This is a genomic window from Sorangium sp. So ce281 (assembly GCF_051527395.1).
Classification (GTDB): domain Bacteria; phylum Myxococcota_A; class Polyangia; order Polyangiales; family Polyangiaceae; genus Sorangium; species Sorangium cellulosum_B.
This window is the reverse complement of sequence record NZ_CP150322.1, coordinates 1,611,561-1,629,756: the sequence shown is the minus strand read 5'-3', so window position 1 is coordinate 1,629,756 and position 18,196 is coordinate 1,611,561. Positions and strand designations below refer to the sequence as shown.

Below are 18,196 nucleotides of genomic sequence, written 5' to 3'. Positions count from 1 at the left end.
CCAGGGCACCGTGTCGACGAGGAGCCAGCCATGCCCACCGCCGACGACCCGACGCTGTCGACCGCCCGCGAGCAGCCCCCCGCTCCCCCGCGGCGGCCGCTCGAAGGCGACAAGACGGGCGAGCTCTCGTCGCGCATCGCCCGCCGCGCGGCCGAGGCGCACGCCGGTCAGCCGCTCGATCGGCTCCTCGCCGAGGAGCTCCCGGGCAACGAGCTGACCACGCTCCTGCTCCACTGCCTGCGCCGGCGCGCGCTGCGGCGGAGCTTCGCCGACGTCCTCGACCACGCGGAGCGGGCGCCCATGACGCACGCGTCGACGGCGGACGCCCGGCGGCTGCACGCCCTCGACGCGGCGGCGTACGCGGCGGCGGCGGGCTTCGAGGCGGTGGATCTCGCCCCGATCGGGCCGCTCGGCGCCACGGCGTGCGCGGGCGTCGAGCCGAACAACGTGCTCGCGACGGTCCGCTTCGCCGAGGTCGCCGCGGATCCGACGACGGGCCTCGCGCTGCACGCCGCGCGGCGCCGGCGCGGGACCCGGGGCGGCGAGCCGCTGCGGCTCTGCGCGAGCCAGCGCGTCCTGCGCATGCAGCCCACGACCCAGCCGGGCTTCACGCCGCACTTCCGCCTGTTCGCCCTCGCGACGGCGGCCCGCTCGCCGGCCCGCGGCGAGGACGACGCGTGCGAGCGGCGCGCCCTGCTCGAGCACCTCGTCGTCTGGGCGGACCTCGTCCGCGCGCTGCCGCACGCGGGCTTCCGCGCCGCGGGGCTGCGCGTCGTGCTCTCCGACACGTCGCTGGTCCGCGCGAGCCTCGGCGCGCGCGGCGTCGACGCGGACGCGATGGCGCGGCGGGCGAAGGCGCACGAACCCGGGTCGTCCGAGGCGGCCCTGCGGGAGGCCGGCGTCGATCTGCCGCGGCGCACGGCGGATCTCGTCGGGGCCGCCCGGTCCCTCGGCCTCGGCCCCGAGCTCCTCGCGCGCGCCGAGCGCTGGGTCGCCGAGGTCAGCGAGCCGCTCGCGCGCGCGCGGCCGGAGGTCGAGGTCGTGCACGATCTCGGGCGGCTGCAGGGGCTCGGCTACTACGCCGGGCCGTTCATCCAGCTCGTCGTCCGCCGGGACGACGGCCTCGAGCTCCCGCTCGGGGACGGCGGCGCCTTGCCGTGGCTCGGCGCGCTGCTCTCGAACCGCCGCGAGCGGATGGTCGCGACCGGCATCGGGAGCGAGATGCTCGTGAAGCTCTTCGATCGATCGGAGGCTCGGGCCGGCGAGGCTCGACCGGAGGGAGCGACGCCATGATCCTCGAGACGCCCGCGTTCACGCTGCGCCCCTGGGCGGCGGCCGACGTCGACGCGCTCGTGAAGAACGCGAACGACCGCCGCGTCTGGGCGAACCTCCGCGATCGCTTTCCGCACCCGTACACGCGCGACGACGCCGAGGGCTGGATCGCCCACTGCGCGGCGCGCGCGCAGCCCGGCGAGGCCCTGGCGATCGTGGTCGCCGGCGAGGCGGCCGGCGGCGTCGGCCTCGAGCGCCTCGACGACGTGCACCGGCACACAGCGGAGCTCGGCTACTGGCTCGGCGCGGCCTACTGGGGCCGCGGGCTGGCGACCGAGGCGGTGATCGCGCTGACGCGGTACGGCTTCGAGCAGCTGGGCCTCGAGCGCATCCAGGCCGGCGTCTTCGACTGGAACGGGGCGTCCGCCCGCGTGCTCGAGAAGGCGGGTTACGCGCTCGAGGGGCGGATGCGCCGCCACGTCGTGAAGGACGGGCGGATGGGCGACATGCTGCTCTACGCGCGCGTCCGGGAGGGCGCGCTCGCCGGCGGGCAGCCGTGAAGCGCCGGGCGGCACGGGCGCCGCCGCGCGCCGCGTGCCGCGCTGGCCGCGTTGATCGACGCCTCACCCGCGCGGGCGGCCCTCGCCTGCCGCCGAGGGCGCGGGCGCCTCTGCCGCCGCGGGCGCCTCGTGTGCCGCCGCCTCGGCGATCGGGAGCGTGAAGTAGAACCGGGCGCCCTGCCCGACCTCGCTCTCCACCCAGATGCGGCCGCCGTGCGCGTCGACGATCCCCTTGGCGATGTAGAGCCCGAGGCCGGTGCCCTTCTTCCCGGGCGCCTCGTCCTTCCAGAACCGCTCGAAGATGCTCGTGAGGTTCTGCGGGGGGATCCCCGGCCCCGAGTCGAGGACGGCGAAGCGGGCCATCGCCCCGTCCCGGTCCACCGAGAGGGTCACCCGGCCGCTCTTCGGCGTGAATTTCAGCGCGTTCCCGAGGAGGTTCGACAGCACCTGGAGCACGCGCTCCCGCTCCGCGCGGATCACGAGCCCGGGCTCCTTCAGCGATTGCTCGAACCGGACCTGCTTCGACTCGGAGAGCGGCCCGAACGTCTCCATGGTCGCGTGCAGGAGATCCTCCACCGCGCACGGCTTCGGCGTCACCGAGAACCTGGAGGCTTGCATCGTCGTCACGTCGAGCATCGTCCTGATGAGGCGCTCCATCCGCAGCGAGACGTGCTCGATCGACTCCGCTTGCTGCCGTGTTCGCTCGGAGTCGGCGCCCCGCCGCAGCCACGCGGCCTTCAGCGTGATGGCGCCGAGCGGGTTGCGCAGATCGTGGGCCACGATGCCCATGAGCTCGTCGCGGGCCGCCAGCGCCAGGCGCGCGGCGTCGCGCGCCTCCCGCGCCTTGTGGTACGGGTCGCCGAGGAGCTTCGTGAAGTACAAGGCGATCCCCAGGCCGGCCAGCACCAGCAAGCCCAGCAGGCCATCGAGCCACAGCTCCAGCCGGGCTCGCTCCGCCTTCGCTTCATCGTAGAGCTGCCTGAGGACGTCTTGCTTGTAATCGACGAGGCGGGCGAGGGAGCCCTCGAGATCGCGGTGACGCGGCCTCAGCTCCTCATCGAACCGACGCACGAGGCCGCTCGCGTCGTCGGTCCGCTGCCGCGCGGCGAGCAGCTCTTCCTGCACCCGGACGAAGCGCCTGGCCGCCTGCTCGACCTCGGCCACCCGCTCGATACCGGCCGGACTGAGCGCCTGATCGCGAAGACCGCTGACGTGCTCGCCGAAGCTCGCCCTGGCCGTCTTCGCCTGCTCGAGGAGCTCGCGATCGCCGGAGATGAGGTAGCCCCTGCCGTGAGACACGATGAGCTCGCTGCTCCACCGGAGCCGCTCCACGAGCGTGATCTCGTGCTCCTTGGCGCGTAGCCGATCGATCTGAGCCTCGGCCACGGACGAGAAGCGCCGCACCGAGAACGCCATGCCGAGCGCCAGGAGCAGGGTGAGGATGGCGTAACCCGTCCTCGCCGTGGCCTCGAAGCGCGTCCGCGTCGGCATGACCGAGGTCCCGTCCTCTCGACGGGCGTCGGCGGATCCGTGGGGCTGAGCCACCCCGCGAAGGCTAGGCCGCGTTGCGCGAAGGGCAAGGCGCCCGGGCGCTACACAGCACGGCGAGACGCGCTCCGGCGGCGAGCGGGAGCGTGGCAGGGCGACGCGCGACGAGCGGGGCGGCTCGACCTGTCGAGGGGACGAGGGGCGCCTCGGGCCGCCGCCGGATGACAAGCAAGCGTTCCTCGGTGTAAAGAGTGTGCGTCATGACGGATCGAGCGTCGAACCGGGTTCGCGGGCGGCGCGAGGCGCGCGGGCTGTCCCAGGTGGCGCTCGCCGAGCGCGCCCGCCTCACGAGGCAGAGCGTGGGCGCCATCGAGGCGGGCCGCGCGACCCCGGCGGTCGACGTCGCGCTGCGCCTCGCGAGCGCCCTCGACTGCTCGGTCGAGGACCTCTTCGGGGAGCCGAGCGCGGCGGCGGACCTCGCGACCGAGACCGACGCGCCGGCGGCGCTGGGCCGCGCCGCGGTCGCGCGCATCGCGGACCGCTGGGTCTCCTACCCCCTCGAGCAGGACGCGGTGCGGATGGCCGCGGACGGCATCGCGACCGGCGAGCGGCGCGGGAGGGCTGTCGTCGAGCCCCTCCGGGCGCTCGCCGAGATCGAGGAGAACGTCGTCATGATGGGCTGCGCGGCCGGCCTCGGGCTGCTCGCCGACCGGCTCAACACGAGGCCGGGGCCTGGGCGGTTCCTCTGGTTCCCCCGCTCGAGCACCGCGGCCCTCCAGGCGCTGGCCCTGCAGCGGACCCACGTCGCGGGCGTCCACCTCGTCGACGCGCGCACCGGCGAGGCGAACGTCGCCGACGTCCGCCGGCTCGGGCACGCCGAGCCGATCGTCCTCATCACGCTGGCGCGCTGGGAGGCGGGCCTCCTCGTTCGCCGCGAGGACGCCGGCCGCGTCCGCGGCGCGGCCGACCTCGATCTCCCCGGCCTGCGCCTCGCCGGCCGCGAGGCGGGCGCCGGCGCCCAGCGGCTCCTCGAGCGCGAGGTCCGCGGCCAGGGGCTGCCGCTCGGGCTCGCGCGCAAGCCGCACCTGCGGGTCGCCGGCCACCTCGACGTCGCGCGCGCCGTGGCGATGGGCGCGGCGGACACCGGCGTCGCGACGCGCGACGCGGCGATGGCGTTCGGGCTCGGCTTCGTGCCCCTCGCCGAGGAGCGCTACGACCTCGCGGTCCCGCGCGAGGGGCTCGATGACGGCAGGGTGCAACGCCTGCTCGACGTCCTCGTCTCAGGGGAGTTCCGCCGTGAGCTCTCGGCGCTCGCCTACGACGCTCGGCAGGCGGGCGAGCGGGTCGCCGAGGTGCGGGCGGCGTGACGGCGCAAACGGAGCCACGGAACGACGGAACCCAGGAGTCCTCCCGGATGAATTGCCCCCGACGACAGCTGGTGCGAGCCCTCCCCCTCCTGATTTTCGCGGCGTGCCTCGCCGCTCTCGGCGGCTGCGAGCGGCCGAAGCCGGCGCCCGCCCAGCGGGAGGACAGGCTCGTCGTCTTCGCCGCCGCCTCCCTCCGGGGCGTGTTCACCGCGCTGGGAAAGGACTTCGAGCGCTCTTATCCGGGCGTCGAGGTCACGTTCAACTTCGCCGGCACGCAGGAGCTCCGCACGCAGCTCGAGCACGGCGCCGCGGCCGACGTGTTCGCCTCGGCGGATCAGCGCCACATGGACGAGCTCGTGAAATCCCGGCGCGCCGCGGGCCCCGTCGTCTTCGCGCGCAACGAGCCCGTCCTCGTCGTCGCGAGCGAGAGCGCCGCGGCCGTCCGGGGGCTCGCCGACCTCCCCGCCGCGACCCGCGTCGTCCTCGGCACCCCCGAGGTCCCGATCGGCCGCTACACGCTGCAGATCCTCGATCGCGCGTCGGCCTCCCTGGGCGCGGATTTCCGCGCGCGCGTGGAGTCCAGGGTCGTCTCGCGCGAGCCCAACGTGCGGCAGGTGCTCGCCAAGGTGCGCCTCGGGGAAGCGCAGGCGGGCGTGGTCTACAGGACGGACGCGCAGGCGGCGCAGGACGGCGTGGTCGTCGTGGCGATCCCGCCCGAGGTCAACGTCATCGCCGAGTACCCGATCGCCGTCGTGTCCGGCGCCGCGCACCCCGAGCTCGCGCGCGCGTGGATCGACCTCGTGACGTCGGAGGCCGGCCGGACGGCGCTGTGGCGCGCCGGGTTCCTGGTGCCTTCCGGGGGCGGCGCGCCTCGGTGAGCGGGCGCCTCCGCGCGGAGCGGGTGGCCCTGGCCGCGGTCGGCGCGGTCCTCGTGGCCTTCCTGGCCGCCCCGATCCTGGCCTTGTTCGCGACGGCGACGGCGGGGGACGTCGCGCAGGGGCTCCGCCACCCCCTCGTGTGGCCCGCGCTGCGCCTGAGCCTCCTGACGACCTCCGCGAGCCTCGCCGTCGTGGTCGTCCTGGGGACGCCGCTCGCCTGGACGCTGGCGCGCTCGCGCGGGCGGTTCTCGCGCGCGGTCGAGGCGGTGGTGCAGCTGCCCATCGTCGTCCCGCCCGCGGTCGCGGGTGTCGCGATGCTGCTCGCGTTCGGCCGCCGCGGGCTCCTCGCCGGGTGGCTCTACCCCGCGGGGTGGTCCGTCTCGTTCACGACGACGGCGGTCGTCATCGCCGAGGTGTTCGTCTCGGCGCCGTTCTTCGTGCAGGCGGCGACCAGCGCGTTCCGGAGGGTCGACGCGAGGCTCCTCGTTGTGGCGCGGACCTTCGGCGCGTCGCCGCTCCGGGTGTTCTTCCGCGTGGCGCTGCCGCTCTCGGCCCCTGGGCTCGCCGCGGGGGCCGCGATGAGCTGGGCCCGCTCCCTCGGCGAGTTCGGCGCGACGCTCATGTTCGCCGGCAACCTGGAGGGGCGGACGCAGACGCTGCCGCTCGCCATCTACACGGCGCTCGAGTCGGAGCTGCGCGCCGCGCAGGCGCTGTCGATGGTCCTTGTCGTCGTGGCGTTCACGCTGCTCCTGTTCGTGCGGGCCGTGCTCCGGCGCTCCACCGGGGCCGAGCGCCCCGAGGCGGCGCCGTGACGGCGGCGGAGCGCCTCCGCGCCCGCGTGACCGCGCGCATCGGGCGCCTGCGCATCGAGGCCGATCTCGACACCGGCGGCGGGTCGCTCGTCCTGGTGGGGCCGAACGGCGCCGGGAAGACGACGTTGCTCTCGCTCCTCCTGGGCGTCTTGCCCGTGGAGCGAGGGCGCGTGGAGGTCGGCGAGGCGGTGCTCCTCGACACGGAGGCCGGGATCGACGTGCCCGTCGAGCAGCGCGGGATCGGCTATGTGCCCCAGGACTACGCGCTGTTCCCGCACCTCAGCGTCCGTGAGAACGTCGCGTTCGCGGTGAGGAGCGATCCCTCGAGGCGGGGGCGCGCGGCCGGCGCCGAGGTCGTCGACGCCATGCTCGACGACCTCGGCATCGCCGCGCACGCGCACAGGCGGACGCAGGCGCTCTCCGGCGGCGAGAAGCAGCGCGTGGCGCTCGCGCGCGCGCTCTCGGTGAGCCCGCGAGCGCTGCTCCTCGACGAGCCGCTCGCCGCGCTCGACGTCCACTCGCGCCGCGAGGTCCGGGCGTTCCTCTCGGGCTACCTGCGGACGCTCGCCCTGCCCACCGTCGTCGTCACGCACGACGCGACGGACGCGCGGCTCCTCGGAGATCGCATCGCCGTCCTCGAGGCAGGGCGCGTGACGCAGGCAGGCACCTGGGAGGAGCTCTCCGCCCGACCGGCGTCGCCCTTCGTGGAGGAGTTCGTCGCCGCGGCGCGCAGCGCCGGCGACGCGCCGCCCTCCCGGAGCGCCGATTCAGCCTGAAAATTCAGCGAGGAGCAGCGAAGACCATCTGTCAACGGCGGTGTCCGGGTCGCTGCTCACGTACGCCGCCTGTTGCAGAAGCTCGAGGCGCCCGAGGCGGTGAAGGTAGCTCAGCGGCCCGAAGCGCCCCGGTGTCGAGGTCGGCTCGGGGGCCACAGCCGGCGTCCGCGTCAAGGTTCTGGGCGGCGCTCGACGGCTTCACCGGACTGCTTGCGCTGCAAGCCGCTCCCCTATCGCGTTTCCCGTTTCCGCGGCGGAGGCGACGGCTCCTCGACCATCCGGCGCAGCCGATCGAGCGCGCGATCCCAGCCTGCGGAGATGCCGTCGAGGAACACGCGGGCTTCCTCGATCCGCCGCGGCTCGAGCGCGTAGAGGACCTCGCGCCCGCGCCGCTCGTGCGTCACGAGGCCCGCGCCCTCGAGCACCCGGAGGTGCTTCACGATCGCCTGTCGCGTCACCTTCGCTCCGTCGGAGAGCGCTGTCGCCGACAGCGCCCCTCCGGCCCCGAGCCGGGTCACCACCGACAGCCGCGTCCCGTCGCCGAGGGCGAAGAAGACGTCAGCGACCGCCGGTTCACACGCTTTCGACATACTTCGCGATGTTCTCGGCCTGCGCGGCCCATCCCCCCTCGTTCATGCGGAACGCGCGCTCGCGCCGATGCGCTGGCACACGGTCGAAGCCGGACTCCACGATGGTGAGCAGGGTGCCGTCAGCGACCCCCTCGAGGCGGAACTCGACGAGCGTCGTCGGCTCGTTGGCCGGGTCCGCCTCGGCGTCGATGCCATACGGGATCCAGCGAAAGCTGAAGTACCGCTCCGGCTCGATGCGCTCCACCGTGCAGAACACCGCGCCCTTCTCGGGGAGCTTCACCTTCGAAGGCCGGAGACCGCGGCTCTTCTGGTAGTCGAGGATGGCGGCTTCGTTGAGCTCCTCGTCGAACGCGCCGGTGAGCGTCTTGCCCGCGACGAACTCGCCCTCGAGCTCGACGCCGAACCAGCGCCCGAACTCCCGGGCGTCGGTGATCGCCCGCCACACGCGCGACACGGGCGCGCGCAGCGTGACCCGCTTCTCGATCCTGTCCGTCGATGCCATGTGCAACCTCCTGGATGCACAATACCGAGCCGCGCGACGAAGTGCAACCAGTTGATTGCACATCGACCTTCGCTTGACTTCCAGGCATCGATCCACAACCATATGGTTGTGGATTCGCTGAGCACGACCCTGGCCGCCCTGAGCGACGCCACCCGGCGCGCGATCCTCGTGCGGCTCAAGACGGGGCCTGCGTCGGTGCACGAGCTGGCGCAGCCGTTTCAGATCTCGCAACAGGCCATCTCCAAGCACCTGGCAACCCTGGAACGAGCGGGCCTGATCGAGAAGCGGCGCGACGGGCGGCAGCACGTTTGCCAGCTCAATCCCGCGCCGATGCGGGCGGTGGCGACCTGGGTCGAGCAGTACCGGCAGCACTGGGAGGAGGCGTTCGGCCGCCTGGACGACCTCCTGCACGAGCTGCATCCGCCGAAGAAAGGGTGATCACGTCACGATGCAAATCTCTCAAACCCCTCATGAGCCCACGGTCCTCATCGAGCGCACGTTCGATTTTCCGCGCGACGTGGTGTTCGATGCGTGGACGAACCCCGACCTGCTGGCGCGCTGGTTCGCGCCGCGGGGGTGCACCCTCCGCTTCGCGCGGATCGACGTCCGACCGGGAGGGGGCTTCCACTCGTGCATCCACAACCCGCAGTTCGGCGATTGCTGGACCGTCGGTGTCTACCGCGAGGTCGTGCGGCCGGAGCGGCTCGCGTTCACCATGCGCATCGCCGACGCGAACGGGAATCCCGTCTCCTCCGAGAGCCAGGGGCACGATCGGGACTGGCCCGAGGAGACGCTCGTGTCGATCACCTTCGTCGAGCGGAACGGGCGGACGCTCGTGAGGCTCGAGCAGAACGTGAGCGAGGCGCTCGCTCGCCGGACCGGCGCGCACCCGAGCTGGCTCCAGATGCTGGACGCGCTCGGCGAGGAGCTGGCGAGGGGCGCGAAGCAGTGAGGCCACCATGACAACACCGATCCTCTACGCCCACCCCTTCTCGTCCTACTCCCAGAAGGCCTTCATCGCCTTCTATGAAAAGGACGTCCCCTTCGAGCTGCGCCTGCTGGAGCCTTCCAACCCGCAGGCCGGCGCCGAGCTGGCGGCGCTCTGGCCGCTCGGCAAGTTCCCCGTGCTCCGGGTCGGCGACCTCGCCCTGTGGGAGGCGACCATCGTTGTCGAGTGGCTCGACCAGGCGCATCCGGATCCTGCCCGCCTGATCCCGCGCGATCCGGCCGCCGCGCTCCAGGTGCGGATGTTCGACCGCATCTTCGACAACTACGTCATGAACATGATGCAGGTGATCGTGAACAACCGCATCCGCGAGATGCAGTCCAACCCGCGCGATGAGTACGGGGAGGTCCAGGCCCGCGCCGCCCTGGACAAGGTCTACGCCTGGCTCGACGGCCAGCTCGCCGGCCGCACCTGGGCGACAGGCGACGCCTTTACCCTCGCCGACTGCGCCGCCGCCCCGTCGCTGTTCTACGCCGACTGGGTCCAGCCCTTCGACGACCGCCCCAACCTGCGCGCCTACTACCGCCGCCTGCGCGAGCGCCCGTCCGTCGATCGCGCCGTGGAGGGCGGCCGCCCCTATCGCCACTACTTCCCGGGCGGCGCGCCGGCCGATCGCGACTAGCTCCGGTCTACGGGCGGATCGCCAGCAGCTCGGCGGCCTCGTTCGGCACCGCGGTCGCCATCATGTCGATGAGCATCCGGGGCTCCGCGGCGCCGAGCGCGCCGAGGTTCCGGAGCTCCTGGGTGCGGCTCATGAGCCACAACAAGCCGGTCGTGAGCGTGCGCGGCAGACGGCTGAGCAGCGCCACCACGGTGGGCTCGAGGGCGTGGCCCAGGCCGCGCACGATGTGAAACCCCTGGGCGAGCGCGGCGGCGTAGCGGCGCGCCTCACGCCATGTGATGCCGGCGTTCCGGTGCGCCACGACGACGCCGATCGACATGAGGGGGATCACCATGGCGGCGTGCGAGCGCAACCATCCGTGCATATCGGCGCTGGTCACGGTCGGGATCCCCGCAGCGCCGAACACCTCCGCCCAGGCCGCATCGCCCACGGTGGTGCCGGGCAGGATGCGCCTCCGCAGCTTGCCGTCGATGAGGTGCGCCAGCACGCCGCCGGGGAAGCCGAACGAGAAGCGCTCGGCGCCCACCGCGTCCCGCAGTCGATCCAGCGGCTCGAAGGTGTTGAACATGAACATGATGTGTCTCGCGGCGCTCTGTCGCAGCGCGGGTAGGACGCTGTCGACCTGAGGCGCCAGCACCGTCACGAGCACGAGATCGTACGAAACGCTCGGGTCGAGCGTGCCGGCGACGGCCACAGGGGCGCGCGCGCCATCGCTCAGGACAATGGCGCGGTCTTCCCGCAGGCGCTCCAGCCGCGCGCCGCGCGCGACGGCCGTGACCTCGTGGCCGGCGTTAACGAGCTGGTAAGCGAATGTACTGCCGATGGCTCCTGTACCGAGCACTGCCATTTTCATGGAGACAGCATAACCTGCGCCGCACCAAGGAGGTTTTGCGCTGGTACAAACCCGTTTTGCATGGACGACGATCCGCCGAGATGGCACGGTCGTCCCATGGACTGGGACGATTGTCGTGTGCTGCTCGAGGTCCACCGCCGCGGGAGCTTCCTCGCGGCCGGACAGCGCCTCGGCATGTCGGCCTCGACGGTCATGCGGCGCGTCTCGACGCTCGAGCGCGCGCTCGGGCGCTCCGTCGTCCACCGGACGAGCCACGGGGTGCGGCTGGAACGCGAGGCCCTCGCGCTCGTGAGCATCGCCGCCGGGTTCGAGCAAGCGCTCGGGGCGCACGATCGTGAACGAGCCGGCACCGTGCGTCTCTCCGTGCCGGAAGGGTTTGGCGCCGTGGCGGCCCAGGCGGCGCGGCGATGCTGGGAGCAGGACCAGACGACCATCGTCGAGGTGTCGGTCGAGTCGCGGCTCGTCGATCTGGCGGAGCGCGAGGCCGACATCGGGCTCCGCGGGGGTCGTTCGGCCTCGAACGTGCTCATCGAGAAGCGCGTCGGCGAGGTCAAGCCGGCTTTGTACGCGAGCGCCGCTTACCTGGCAGCGCATCTGCCCGGGCGCCGGGTCACGCGAGACGACTACGCAGGCCAGCGCTTCCTCGTCGATGAGCGAGTCAGCCAGGGACTCGGCCCCTTCCACTGGCTCGTGGAGCGCGGCGCTCAGAGCTTCCCGCTTCGTTCAAACGCCGTGGAGACGCGGCTCGAGGCAGCGCGAGCAGGCATGGGCATCGTCGTGCACGCGGCCGGCGTCGATGTTCCGGGTCTGGAGCCCGTGGCGCTCGACGCCGCGGGTCCGTCGGTCCCGTTCTACGTCGTCATGCATCGAGAGCTGCGCCAGGTGCCGCGCATGCGCGCGATGGCGAGGGCGCTCGGCGAGCTGTTCGCGGAGTACACGACCAAGGCCACCTCCCGTGGAGAACAGCGGGTCGATGGCCCATCGGCGTGCCGCCGCGTCGCGGCTGCCCGAGGCGACGTGGCATGAGCGCCGCGACGATCGTGGGGCCCGACGGTCGAGCGCGTTGCCGCTGGTCCGGCGCGGCGCCGGAGTTCATCGACTACCACGATCGCGAGTGGGGGTTTCCTGTCAGCGACGACCGCCGGCTGTTCGAGAAGCTGAGCCTCGAGGGCTTCCAGTCCGGGTTGAGCTGGCGCACCGTCCTCGCCAAGCGTGAGAGCTTCCGCGCGGTGTTCCACGGCTTCGACTTCGACGCGATCGCCCGCTTCACCGGGCGAGACGTCGAGCGGCTCCTCGGAGATGCGCGGATCATCCGCCACCGCGGCAAGATCGAGGCGGTCATCCACAACGCGCGATGCGCCGGAGAGCTCGTCGCGCGCGAGGGCTCGCTGGCGGCGTTCGTCTGGCGCTACGAGCCCGAAGCGGCGCGGCTCGCGCGCCCGCAGACCGTATCGACATCACCGGAGTCGGTCGCCCTCTCGAAGGACCTGAAGAAGCTCGGCTGGAAGTTCGTCGGCCCCACGACGGTGTACGCGTTCATGCAGGCGATGGGGCTGGTGAACGATCACGCCGAGGGCTGCGTCATCCGAGGAGACGTCGAGCGCTCGCGCGAGCGATTCAAGCGCCCCCGGCGCTGACAGCGCGCACCCGTCACGGTCAGGACACCGCGGCTCTCAGCTGCCCATCCGCCCACCGTCATGGATTGCGGTGCGAGCCAGCGCGCAGCGCGCTGACGATCCCGGCGCTCAGCGTCAGCACGGCGCCGACGCCGAGGCCGACGCGCGGCGCGGCATCTACGGGCATGAGCGTGAAGAGCAAGGTCATGACGACAGCGCCCGCCGTCTGGCCTGCCAGCCGCGCGGTGCCCTGCATGCCGCCCGCGGCGGCGCTCCGCGCGCGCGGCGCCGCGAGGAGCATGTTGCGGTTGTTCGGCACCTGGAACAGGCCAAAGCCCGCGCCGCACAGCGCCACGAACGGCACCAGCGAAAGCGCGCTGCCGCGCGCCGGCGACAGCGCGAGCGCAGCGAGCCCCAGCGCGAGACACCCCGCGCCCGTCGCGCACAGCCAGGCCGTCGAGATGCGGTTGGCGAGGCGGCCCGCGACGGGCGCCAGGAAAGCCACGCTCAGCGGCCAGGGCGTGATCAGCAGCCCGGTGCTCAGAGCGTCCTGGCCAAAGCTGTGCCGCAGATAGAAGGGCAGCGCGACAAGCGCCGAGGCCTGTCCCGCGAAGCACGCGACCGAGGCGATCACGGAGATGCGAAACGAACGGCTGCGCAGCAGGTCGAGCGGCACCAGGGGCGCCTCCTTCGGCAGCTCGCGGCGGAGCAACAGCGTCGCGCTCAGGACGGCCGCGGCGAGCAAGCCGACCCCGAGCGCCGGCGCGGCCGGCAGCAGCTCCGCGCCTGCGATCAGCGCGCCGAAGGCCGCCGCGTTCAGCGCCATGCTGGTCGCGTCCAGCGCGCGCGCCGTGCCGGGGACCTCGGGGAGGCCGCGCGAGGCGAGCAGCACCGCCGCGCCGAGCGGAAGATTGACGGCGAACAGCCAGGGCCAGCTCGCGCTCGAGAGCAGCGCGGCGCCGACCGTGGGCGCCGCGGCCGAGGACAGCGCCACGGCGAGCGCGTTCCAGCCGATGGCGGCTGCCAGCTGCGCCTGCGGAACCACGAAGCGCAGCAGCGCCACGCCGAGCGCCATCACGGCGGCGCCCCCGAGCCCCTGCAAAAAGCGCGCAGCGACCAGCCAGTGCAGCGACGGCGCCAGCGCACACAGCACCGACGCGCCCGTGAACAGCCCGACGCCTGCCGTGAACACGGCGCGATGGCCCAGGCTCTCGCCCAGCGCGGCGCACGGCAACAGAGCCATCACCAGCGCGAGCTGGTAGGCGCTGACGACGCGCACCGACGCGGCGGGGGTCACCTGGAACGCGTGCGCCAGCGCAGGCAGCGCCACGTTGGCGATGCCCGCGGAGAGCACCACCAGCACCATGGCCGCCAGCACGCACGCGATCGCCTCCGCGCGCGCCGGGCTCTGCACACCGGAAGCCGCCTGATCGGGCGCCTCGCCCGGCAGGGGCGCGCCCGCGATCGAGGTGCGCAGCGCCATCATGTGCCCACCGTCCAGACGCCGTTGCGCTCGACATAGCGGGTCACGCGCCGCGCGACCTGATCTTCCTGCCGGAGATCGCGCTCGGTGAAGCGGAACAGCAGCGCCGGGCCGGCGACGCAGCGCGTGTCGTGGATGTCTCCCGGCAAGAACAGCTGCGCCTGTCCGGCGCGCAACAGCGTCTCGTCACGCTTGACCAGCTGGACGCCGGCTCCGGTCTCGACGCGAGCGTAGGTCGACATCGCGATCTCTCCGCGTTGCAGGGCGTAGATCACCCAGCCGCGACCGTGGTCGTGCGGCGGGCGGTAGAGCCCGGCCTGCTCGGTGTGGGCCTGCAGCACGAAGCCGTGCTCCGCATCCCGGTAGAGCTCCCGGGACGCGGGCGCCTCCTCGTGCAGCGCCGCGAGCCAGGGCTCGGCGGCGTGCGCCTTCGCCAGCTGTTCCATGTGACCGCGACAGCTGGCGACAAGGTCGCTGCTGAGCGGTCCCCAGCTGGCGCGGGTGCGATGGACGAACAGGTCAAGGGCGTTCTCGGTCATGGGTGGCCTCCGGCTCGGCTCGAATCGAGGTGATCCGACCTTCGACATCGAAACTAGAGCGCCGGCGCGGATTGCGGAACGCGCAACGATCGCAAACATTATGTGCATACGACGCCATATATTGCCCCGACCTCTGGTAGCCTGGTGGCATGTCGCTGCCCGACCTGAACCTGCTCGTGACGCTCGACGTGCTGCTCACGGAAGGCAGCGTCACCGGCGCGGCCCGACGCCTGCGCCTGAGCCCCTCGGCGATGAGCCGGGCGCTCGCGCGCCTGCGGGAGACCCTGGGCGACCCCCTGCTGGTGCGCGCTGGGCGCGGCCTGGTGCCGACCCCACGCGCGCTCGAGCTGCGCGAGCGCGTGAGCCACCTGGTGCAGGGCGCCGAGGCCGTCCTGCGGCCGGCCGAGAAGCTCGACCTGAAGCGCCTGGTGCGCACCTTCACGCTGCGCACGAGCGAGGGCTTCGTCGAGAGCTTCGGTCCGGCCCTGATCGAGCGCACCGGCGCCGAAGCGCCAGGCGTCCGGCTGCGCTTCGTGGCCAAGCCCGACAAGGACAGCGCGCCGCTGCGCGCTGGCGCCGTCGACCTCGAGACGGGCGTCGTCGACGAAGACACCAGCCCCGAGCTGCGGACCCAGGCGCTGTTCCGCGACCGCTTCATCGGCGTCGTGCGCAGCGATCACCCCCTCGGCCGCGCGAAGATCACGCCCGCGCGCTACGCCGCCGGACGCCACGTCGTGTTCTCGCGGCGCGGCCAGGCCAAGGGGCGCATCGACGAGAGCCTGGCCGCGCTCGGCCTCGCGCGCGAGGTGGTGACCATCGTCGGCGGGTTCGCCACGGCGATCGCCCTGGCGCGCGCGACCGACCTGATCGCGACCGTTCCGGATCACCACACAAGGAGCCTGCGCGACGGCCTGTTCAGCTTCGCGCTGCCCTTCGCCGCGCCGGAGATCACCGTCTCGTTGCTGTGGCACCCGAGGCTGGACGCGGACCCCGCGCACCGCTGGTTGCGCGACAGCGTGCGGGAGGTCGTGGCAGGCGGGGAAGAGACGGCGGCGCGGAGCGGGCGTGCCGGGCAGCGCCGCGAGCCACGGAAGAGGCGAAGGGGCTAGTGCCGCCCCTCAGCTTCGACGATGACCCAGGGCTTTACCGCTGTGGCCCGGCGGCCAGGCTGGCGGTGTCGATGACGAAGCGATACTTGACGTCGCTCTTGAGCATCCGCTCGTACGCCTGTTCGATCCGCTGGATCGGAATCACCTCGATGTCGGCGACGATCCCCTTCTCCGCGCAGAAATCGAGCATCTCCTGCGTCTCGGCGATGCCGCCGATCGTCGACCCGGCGATCGTCCTGCGCTTGAGCACGAGGTTGAAGACGGCGGGCGACGGGTGGGCGTCCTTCGGCACGCCCACGAGCACCAGGGCGCCGTCCCGCCTGAGCAGCCTCGTGAAGGCGTCGAGGTCATGGCTCACCGCGACCGTGTCCAGGATCATGTCGAAGCTCTCGGCGTGAGCGTCCATCTCGTTCGCGTTGCGCGACACGACGACCTCGTCCGCGCCGAGGGCCTTGGCGTCTTGCCGCTTCGACTCCGACGTCGTGAACGCGACGGTGTGCGCGCCCATCGCGTGGGCGAGCTTGACGCCCATGTGGCCGAGCCCGCCGATGCCCACCACGCCGATCTTCTTGCCGGGCCCGGCGTTCCAGTGCCGGAGCGGCGAATAGGTGGTGATGCCGGCGCAGAGCAGCGGGGCCACGGCCGCCAGCTGCTCCTCGCGATGGCTGATCTTCACCACGTACCTGTCGTTGACGACGATCCGCTGGGAGTAGCCGCCCAGCGTGTGCCCGGGGGCGTCCGGGGTCGGAGAGTTGTAGGTGAGCGTCATGCCCCTCTCGCAGTACTGCTCGAGGTGCTCGGCGCAGGACGCGCAGCGCCCGCAGCTGTCGACGATGCAACCGACGCCGACCAGCTCGCCCTTCTTGAAGCGAGATACCTGGGCTCCCACAGCGGATACCCGCCCCACGATCTCGTGCCCAGGAACGCACGGATAGAGCGTGCCGGCCCATTCACCTCGGACGGTGTGCAAGTCCGAGTGGCAGACACCGCAGTAGATGATGTCGATCTGCACATCGTGGTCGCCTGGGGCGCGACGAAAGATGTTGAGCGCTTCCAGCGGCTTGTCGGCGGCATGGGCACCAAAGGCTTTCACGGTCATCTTGAACTCCTGGAAGAGCTTGAGCTCCGGGAAGGGGGAGGATCGGCCCTGCTCGCTCGCCGGCTGCCGGGCCATGTGCAGCACTATCATGCGCTCGGCGCCGACGGTGAACCAGAGCGCCGAACGGGCAAAAATCAGAACAATTACGATAATTTCGCAGGCAGTGCACCGCGCGACCCCCTCCTCGCCCGCGCAGCACACGGTCTGGAGCGGTCCCTTTCTTGCGAGGGCCCCTCCAGCGCGAACGGAGCAGTACTCCCGTGCCCCCGAAGGAGACGGCCATGCCCAGCAATACCGAGACGAGACACCTGCACCGCTGCGTCGAGATCGCGGCGCCGGCGCGCTGGGCGGCTGCGAACCTCGCGCCCGACTTCCATTCTGCGCGCTGACGCGCGTGGCCGTACTGGCAGGGGACGCTCATGGAAGGGAACCTTGGTTTTTCCAAGCCCCTCTGGGAGATCGCCCTGCGCACGACGCTCGTCTATCTCGCCCTCGTCATCCTGATCCGCGTCATCCCCAAGCGACGCACCGGACATCTCTCACCGAACGATATGCTTGCCCTCATTCTCATCGGTGGTATGGCCGCCGACGGCATCATGGGCGGCTCGAGCTCGCCCGCGGACGCCTTGCTCATGATCGCGCTCATCGTCGCCTGGGGCTACGTGCTCGATATCCTGGAGTTCCGCGTCCCCTTCTTCCGGCGTTGCCTGCGCGACACGCAGACGACCCTCGTCCGAGACGGCCGCCTCCAGCGGGACAACATGCGCCGGGAGATGGTCACCGAGGAGGAGCTACAGGCGGCCCTTCGCAGGCAAGGGATCACGGACATCACCACGGTGCGCTCTGCCTGCCTCGAGGCGGACGGGGAGATCAGCGTGGTCAAGAAGCAGGGTGCGCAGGGCGGCGAGCCGTGAGCCGGGCTGACTGACGGCCCCTTCAGCGAGAACCCGTGTGCGTTGTGGACCAGCCAATCGCAGTTCGCGTCGGCGCTGGTGGGTTTGCGAGCATCTCGTGCCAACGTTTCATCGGGACCCGGATGGTCACCACGGTCGAGCGCTCGTCGTACCTGTCTTCCAGCACCTCGAGCAGATCGCGCCGCTTCGCGTCGTTCATCGGCGCGATCAGCAGATCGTCGAGCATCGCCTTTCGAAGTTCGGGGCGCGTGGCATCGGGTCGAATGGCCGCTTTGCCACAAGAGCGGCCACCCGGCGCGCACCGTCCGCGTCGATTGCTGCTAACCCGGAAGCGCTGCCCGAGTAGAATGCGCCAGTGAGCAACGTGCCCAGCGCCGCCGACGAGGTCGAGCGGTACCTCCGCACCGGCGAGACCGACCCACACCACGCGGCGTGGCCCGGCGAGTTCATGGAGCGTGCGAACCGCGCCCACGACGAGCTCCGAGACGCGCTCGTTCGCGAGGTGCGGCGGCGGGCCGAAGGACTCGCGCACCAATCCCTGCCGCACGCCGACGCCGTCGCCATCACGCGCGGCTAAGGTCGAGCCGATGGTGCGGGGGCTGTTCCCGCGGGTCGAGCAGGAGGCTATCCAGCTGCTGCGAGCGTCGTGGGCCGCTGAGGATGCTGCCCGGCGTCGGTGATCGAAACGGGCCCCGGTATCCATGCATGTC

At 72.1% G+C, this 18,196-nt stretch carries 22 protein-coding genes; 14 read left to right on the top strand and 8 right to left on the bottom strand.

Annotated elements, in window-relative coordinates:
• Nucleotides 1-30: 30 nt before the first annotated feature.
• Both WMF27_RS06105 and WMF27_RS06100 read left to right on the top strand, forming a co-directional pair.
• On the top strand, nucleotides 31-1,293 hold the full coding sequence (locus tag WMF27_RS06105; protein WP_437761190.1) for a hypothetical protein: 1,263 nt from the start codon (nucleotides 31-33) through the stop codon (nucleotides 1,291-1,293).
• Nucleotides 1,290-1,832: a GNAT family N-acetyltransferase gene (locus WMF27_RS06100; protein ID WP_437761191.1), complete on the top strand. Its 543-nt coding sequence runs from the start codon at nucleotides 1,290-1,292 to the stop codon at nucleotides 1,830-1,832. The genes WMF27_RS06105 and WMF27_RS06100 overlap by 4 nt, the downstream gene beginning before the upstream one ends.
• A 63-nt stretch (nucleotides 1,833-1,895) precedes the next feature.
• On the opposite strand, the gene WMF27_RS06095 is transcribed toward WMF27_RS06100, so the two are convergent.
• Nucleotides 1,896-3,323: a sensor histidine kinase gene (locus tag WMF27_RS06095; protein ID WP_437761192.1), complete on the bottom strand. Its 1,428-nt coding sequence runs from the start codon at nucleotides 3,321-3,323 to the stop codon at nucleotides 1,896-1,898.
• Between the two features lie 257 nt (nucleotides 3,324-3,580).
• Here WMF27_RS06095 and WMF27_RS06090 point away from each other — a divergent pair, with 257 nt between their 5' ends.
• From WMF27_RS06090 to WMF27_RS06075, 4 genes are all read left to right on the top strand, one after another.
• Nucleotides 3,581-4,687 (top strand): substrate-binding domain-containing protein, encoded by a 1,107-nt coding sequence (locus tag WMF27_RS06090; RefSeq protein WP_437761193.1) that lies wholly within the window; start codon nucleotides 3,581-3,583, stop codon nucleotides 4,685-4,687.
• A gap of 71 nt (nucleotides 4,688-4,758) precedes the next feature.
• On the top strand, nucleotides 4,759-5,565 hold the full coding sequence (gene modA / locus WMF27_RS06085; protein WP_437761194.1) for a molybdate ABC transporter substrate-binding protein: 807 nt from the start codon (nucleotides 4,759-4,761) through the stop codon (nucleotides 5,563-5,565).
• Nucleotides 5,562-6,377, top strand: a complete 816-nt coding sequence (locus tag WMF27_RS06080) for an ABC transporter permease (RefSeq protein ID WP_437761195.1) — start codon at nucleotides 5,562-5,564, stop codon at nucleotides 6,375-6,377. The genes modA and WMF27_RS06080 overlap by 4 nt, the downstream gene beginning before the upstream one ends.
• Nucleotides 6,374-7,153: an ABC transporter ATP-binding protein gene (locus WMF27_RS06075; RefSeq protein ID WP_437761196.1), complete on the top strand. Its 780-nt coding sequence runs from the start codon at nucleotides 6,374-6,376 to the stop codon at nucleotides 7,151-7,153. Before WMF27_RS06080 ends, WMF27_RS06075 begins: the two co-directional genes overlap by 4 nt.
• A gap of 230 nt (nucleotides 7,154-7,383) precedes the next feature.
• On the opposite strand, the gene WMF27_RS06070 is transcribed toward WMF27_RS06075, so the two are convergent.
• Nucleotides 7,384-7,743 (bottom strand): ArsR/SmtB family transcription factor, encoded by a 360-nt coding sequence (locus tag WMF27_RS06070; protein ID WP_437761197.1) that lies wholly within the window; start codon nucleotides 7,741-7,743, stop codon nucleotides 7,384-7,386.
• Nucleotides 7,727-8,245 carry an SRPBCC family protein gene (locus tag WMF27_RS06065; RefSeq protein ID WP_437761198.1) on the bottom strand — a complete coding sequence of 173 codons (519 nt, stop codon included), beginning with the start codon at nucleotides 8,243-8,245 and terminating at the stop codon, nucleotides 7,727-7,729. Before WMF27_RS06065 ends, WMF27_RS06070 begins: the two co-directional genes overlap by 17 nt.
• Before the next feature lie 108 nt (nucleotides 8,246-8,353).
• On the opposite strand from WMF27_RS06065, the gene WMF27_RS06060 reads away from it, so the two are divergent.
• The 3 genes from WMF27_RS06060 to WMF27_RS06050 are packed head-to-tail and all read left to right on the top strand — an operon-like array spanning nucleotide 8,354 to nucleotide 9,873.
• On the top strand, nucleotides 8,354-8,683 hold the full coding sequence (locus WMF27_RS06060; protein WP_437769893.1) for an ArsR/SmtB family transcription factor: 330 nt from the start codon (nucleotides 8,354-8,356) through the stop codon (nucleotides 8,681-8,683).
• A 10-nt stretch (nucleotides 8,684-8,693) separates the two neighbouring features.
• Nucleotides 8,694-9,197 (top strand): SRPBCC family protein, encoded by a 504-nt coding sequence (locus WMF27_RS06055; protein WP_437761199.1) that lies wholly within the window; start codon nucleotides 8,694-8,696, stop codon nucleotides 9,195-9,197.
• A 7-nt stretch (nucleotides 9,198-9,204) separates the two neighbouring features.
• A complete protein-coding gene (locus WMF27_RS06050) occupies nucleotides 9,205-9,873 on the top strand; it encodes a glutathione S-transferase family protein (RefSeq protein WP_437761200.1) in 669 nt (222 codons plus the stop codon).
• A gap of 7 nt (nucleotides 9,874-9,880) precedes the next feature.
• On the opposite strand, the gene WMF27_RS06045 is transcribed toward WMF27_RS06050, so the two are convergent.
• A complete protein-coding gene (locus WMF27_RS06045) occupies nucleotides 9,881-10,861 on the bottom strand; it encodes a ketopantoate reductase family protein (RefSeq protein ID WP_437943919.1) in 981 nt (326 codons plus the stop codon).
• Between WMF27_RS06045 and WMF27_RS06040 the strand changes: the two genes are divergently transcribed.
• Nucleotides 10,844-11,752 carry a LysR family transcriptional regulator gene (locus WMF27_RS06040; protein ID WP_437943918.1) on the top strand — a complete coding sequence of 303 codons (909 nt, stop codon included), beginning with the start codon at nucleotides 10,844-10,846 and terminating at the stop codon, nucleotides 11,750-11,752. The two genes, WMF27_RS06045 and WMF27_RS06040, sit on opposite strands and share 18 nt — an antisense overlap.
• On the top strand, nucleotides 11,749-12,363 hold the full coding sequence (locus WMF27_RS06035) for a DNA-3-methyladenine glycosylase I (protein ID WP_437761203.1): 615 nt from the start codon (nucleotides 11,749-11,751) through the stop codon (nucleotides 12,361-12,363). The genes WMF27_RS06040 and WMF27_RS06035 overlap by 4 nt, the downstream gene beginning before the upstream one ends.
• A gap of 58 nt (nucleotides 12,364-12,421) precedes the next feature.
• Here WMF27_RS06035 and WMF27_RS06030 read toward each other — a convergent pair whose 3' ends face one another.
• Together WMF27_RS06030 and WMF27_RS06025 are read right to left on the bottom strand one after the other, a co-directional pair.
• Complete coding sequence (locus tag WMF27_RS06030) at nucleotides 12,422-13,828, bottom strand: MFS transporter (RefSeq protein WP_437761204.1); 1,407 nt, start codon at nucleotides 13,826-13,828, stop codon at nucleotides 12,422-12,424.
• Nucleotides 13,825-14,364: a hypothetical protein gene (locus WMF27_RS06025; protein ID WP_437761205.1), complete on the bottom strand. Its 540-nt coding sequence runs from the start codon at nucleotides 14,362-14,364 to the stop codon at nucleotides 13,825-13,827. The genes WMF27_RS06030 and WMF27_RS06025 overlap by 4 nt, the downstream gene beginning before the upstream one ends.
• A 149-nt stretch (nucleotides 14,365-14,513) precedes the next feature.
• Here WMF27_RS06025 and WMF27_RS06020 point away from each other — a divergent pair, with 149 nt between their 5' ends.
• Nucleotides 14,514-15,473, top strand: a complete 960-nt coding sequence (locus WMF27_RS06020) for a LysR family transcriptional regulator (protein WP_437761206.1) — start codon at nucleotides 14,514-14,516, stop codon at nucleotides 15,471-15,473.
• Nucleotides 15,474-15,507: 34 nt separating this feature from the next.
• On the opposite strand, the gene WMF27_RS06015 is transcribed toward WMF27_RS06020, so the two are convergent.
• Nucleotides 15,508-16,572 carry an NAD(P)-dependent alcohol dehydrogenase gene (locus WMF27_RS06015; protein ID WP_437769894.1) on the bottom strand — a complete coding sequence of 355 codons (1,065 nt, stop codon included), beginning with the start codon at nucleotides 16,570-16,572 and terminating at the stop codon, nucleotides 15,508-15,510.
• 419 nt (nucleotides 16,573-16,991) lie between these two features.
• On the opposite strand from WMF27_RS06015, the gene WMF27_RS06010 reads away from it, so the two are divergent.
• Nucleotides 16,992-17,486 (top strand): DUF421 domain-containing protein, encoded by a 495-nt coding sequence (locus tag WMF27_RS06010; RefSeq protein ID WP_437761207.1) that lies wholly within the window; start codon nucleotides 16,992-16,994, stop codon nucleotides 17,484-17,486.
• Between the two features lie 22 nt (nucleotides 17,487-17,508).
• Here the strand turns inward: WMF27_RS06010 and WMF27_RS06005 are convergent, their stop codons facing one another.
• Nucleotides 17,509-17,712 (bottom strand): ATP-binding protein, encoded by a 204-nt coding sequence (locus WMF27_RS06005; protein ID WP_437761208.1) that lies wholly within the window; start codon nucleotides 17,710-17,712, stop codon nucleotides 17,509-17,511.
• 129 nt (nucleotides 17,713-17,841) lie between these two features.
• Here WMF27_RS06005 and WMF27_RS06000 point away from each other — a divergent pair, with 129 nt between their 5' ends.
• The gene (locus tag WMF27_RS06000) at nucleotides 17,842-18,063 is read left to right on the top strand and encodes a hypothetical protein (protein WP_437761209.1); all 222 of its coding nucleotides are present in this window, start codon (nucleotides 17,842-17,844) and stop codon (nucleotides 18,061-18,063) included.
• Nucleotides 18,064-18,196: the final 133 nt, after the last annotated feature.

Excerpts from the sequence above, each read along its gene's own strand:
- WMF27_RS06105 (WP_437761190.1), top strand. The coding sequence starts at position 31 with ATGCCCACCGCCGACGACCCGACGCTGTCGACCGCCCGCGAGCAGCCC.
- WMF27_RS06100 (WP_437761191.1), top strand. The coding sequence starts at position 1,290 with ATGATCCTCGAGACGCCCGCGTTCACGCTGCGCCCCTGGGCGGCGGCC.
- WMF27_RS06095 (WP_437761192.1), bottom strand. The coding sequence starts at position 3,323 with ATGCCGACGCGGACGCGCTTCGAGGCCACGGCGAGGACGGGTTACGCC.
- WMF27_RS06090 (WP_437761193.1), top strand. The coding sequence starts at position 3,581 with ATGACGGATCGAGCGTCGAACCGGGTTCGCGGGCGGCGCGAGGCGCGC.
- WMF27_RS06070 (WP_437761197.1), bottom strand. The coding sequence starts at position 7,743 with ATGTCGAAAGCGTGTGAACCGGCGGTCGCTGACGTCTTCTTCGCCCTC.
- WMF27_RS06065 (WP_437761198.1), bottom strand. The coding sequence starts at position 8,245 with ATGGCATCGACGGACAGGATCGAGAAGCGGGTCACGCTGCGCGCGCCC.
- WMF27_RS06055 (WP_437761199.1), top strand. The coding sequence starts at position 8,694 with ATGCAAATCTCTCAAACCCCTCATGAGCCCACGGTCCTCATCGAGCGC.
- WMF27_RS06050 (WP_437761200.1), top strand. The coding sequence starts at position 9,205 with ATGACAACACCGATCCTCTACGCCCACCCCTTCTCGTCCTACTCCCAG.
- WMF27_RS06035 (WP_437761203.1), top strand. The coding sequence starts at position 11,749 with ATGAGCGCCGCGACGATCGTGGGGCCCGACGGTCGAGCGCGTTGCCGC.
- WMF27_RS06030 (WP_437761204.1), bottom strand. The coding sequence starts at position 13,828 with ATGATGGCGCTGCGCACCTCGATCGCGGGCGCGCCCCTGCCGGGCGAG.
- WMF27_RS06025 (WP_437761205.1), bottom strand. The coding sequence starts at position 14,364 with ATGACCGAGAACGCCCTTGACCTGTTCGTCCATCGCACCCGCGCCAGC.
- WMF27_RS06020 (WP_437761206.1), top strand. The coding sequence starts at position 14,514 with ATGTCGCTGCCCGACCTGAACCTGCTCGTGACGCTCGACGTGCTGCTC.
- WMF27_RS06015 (WP_437769894.1), bottom strand. The coding sequence starts at position 16,572 with ATGACCGTGAAAGCCTTTGGTGCCCATGCCGCCGACAAGCCGCTGGAA.
- WMF27_RS06010 (WP_437761207.1), top strand. The coding sequence starts at position 16,992 with ATGGAAGGGAACCTTGGTTTTTCCAAGCCCCTCTGGGAGATCGCCCTG.
- WMF27_RS06005 (WP_437761208.1), bottom strand. The coding sequence starts at position 17,712 with ATGCTCGACGATCTGCTGATCGCGCCGATGAACGACGCGAAGCGGCGC.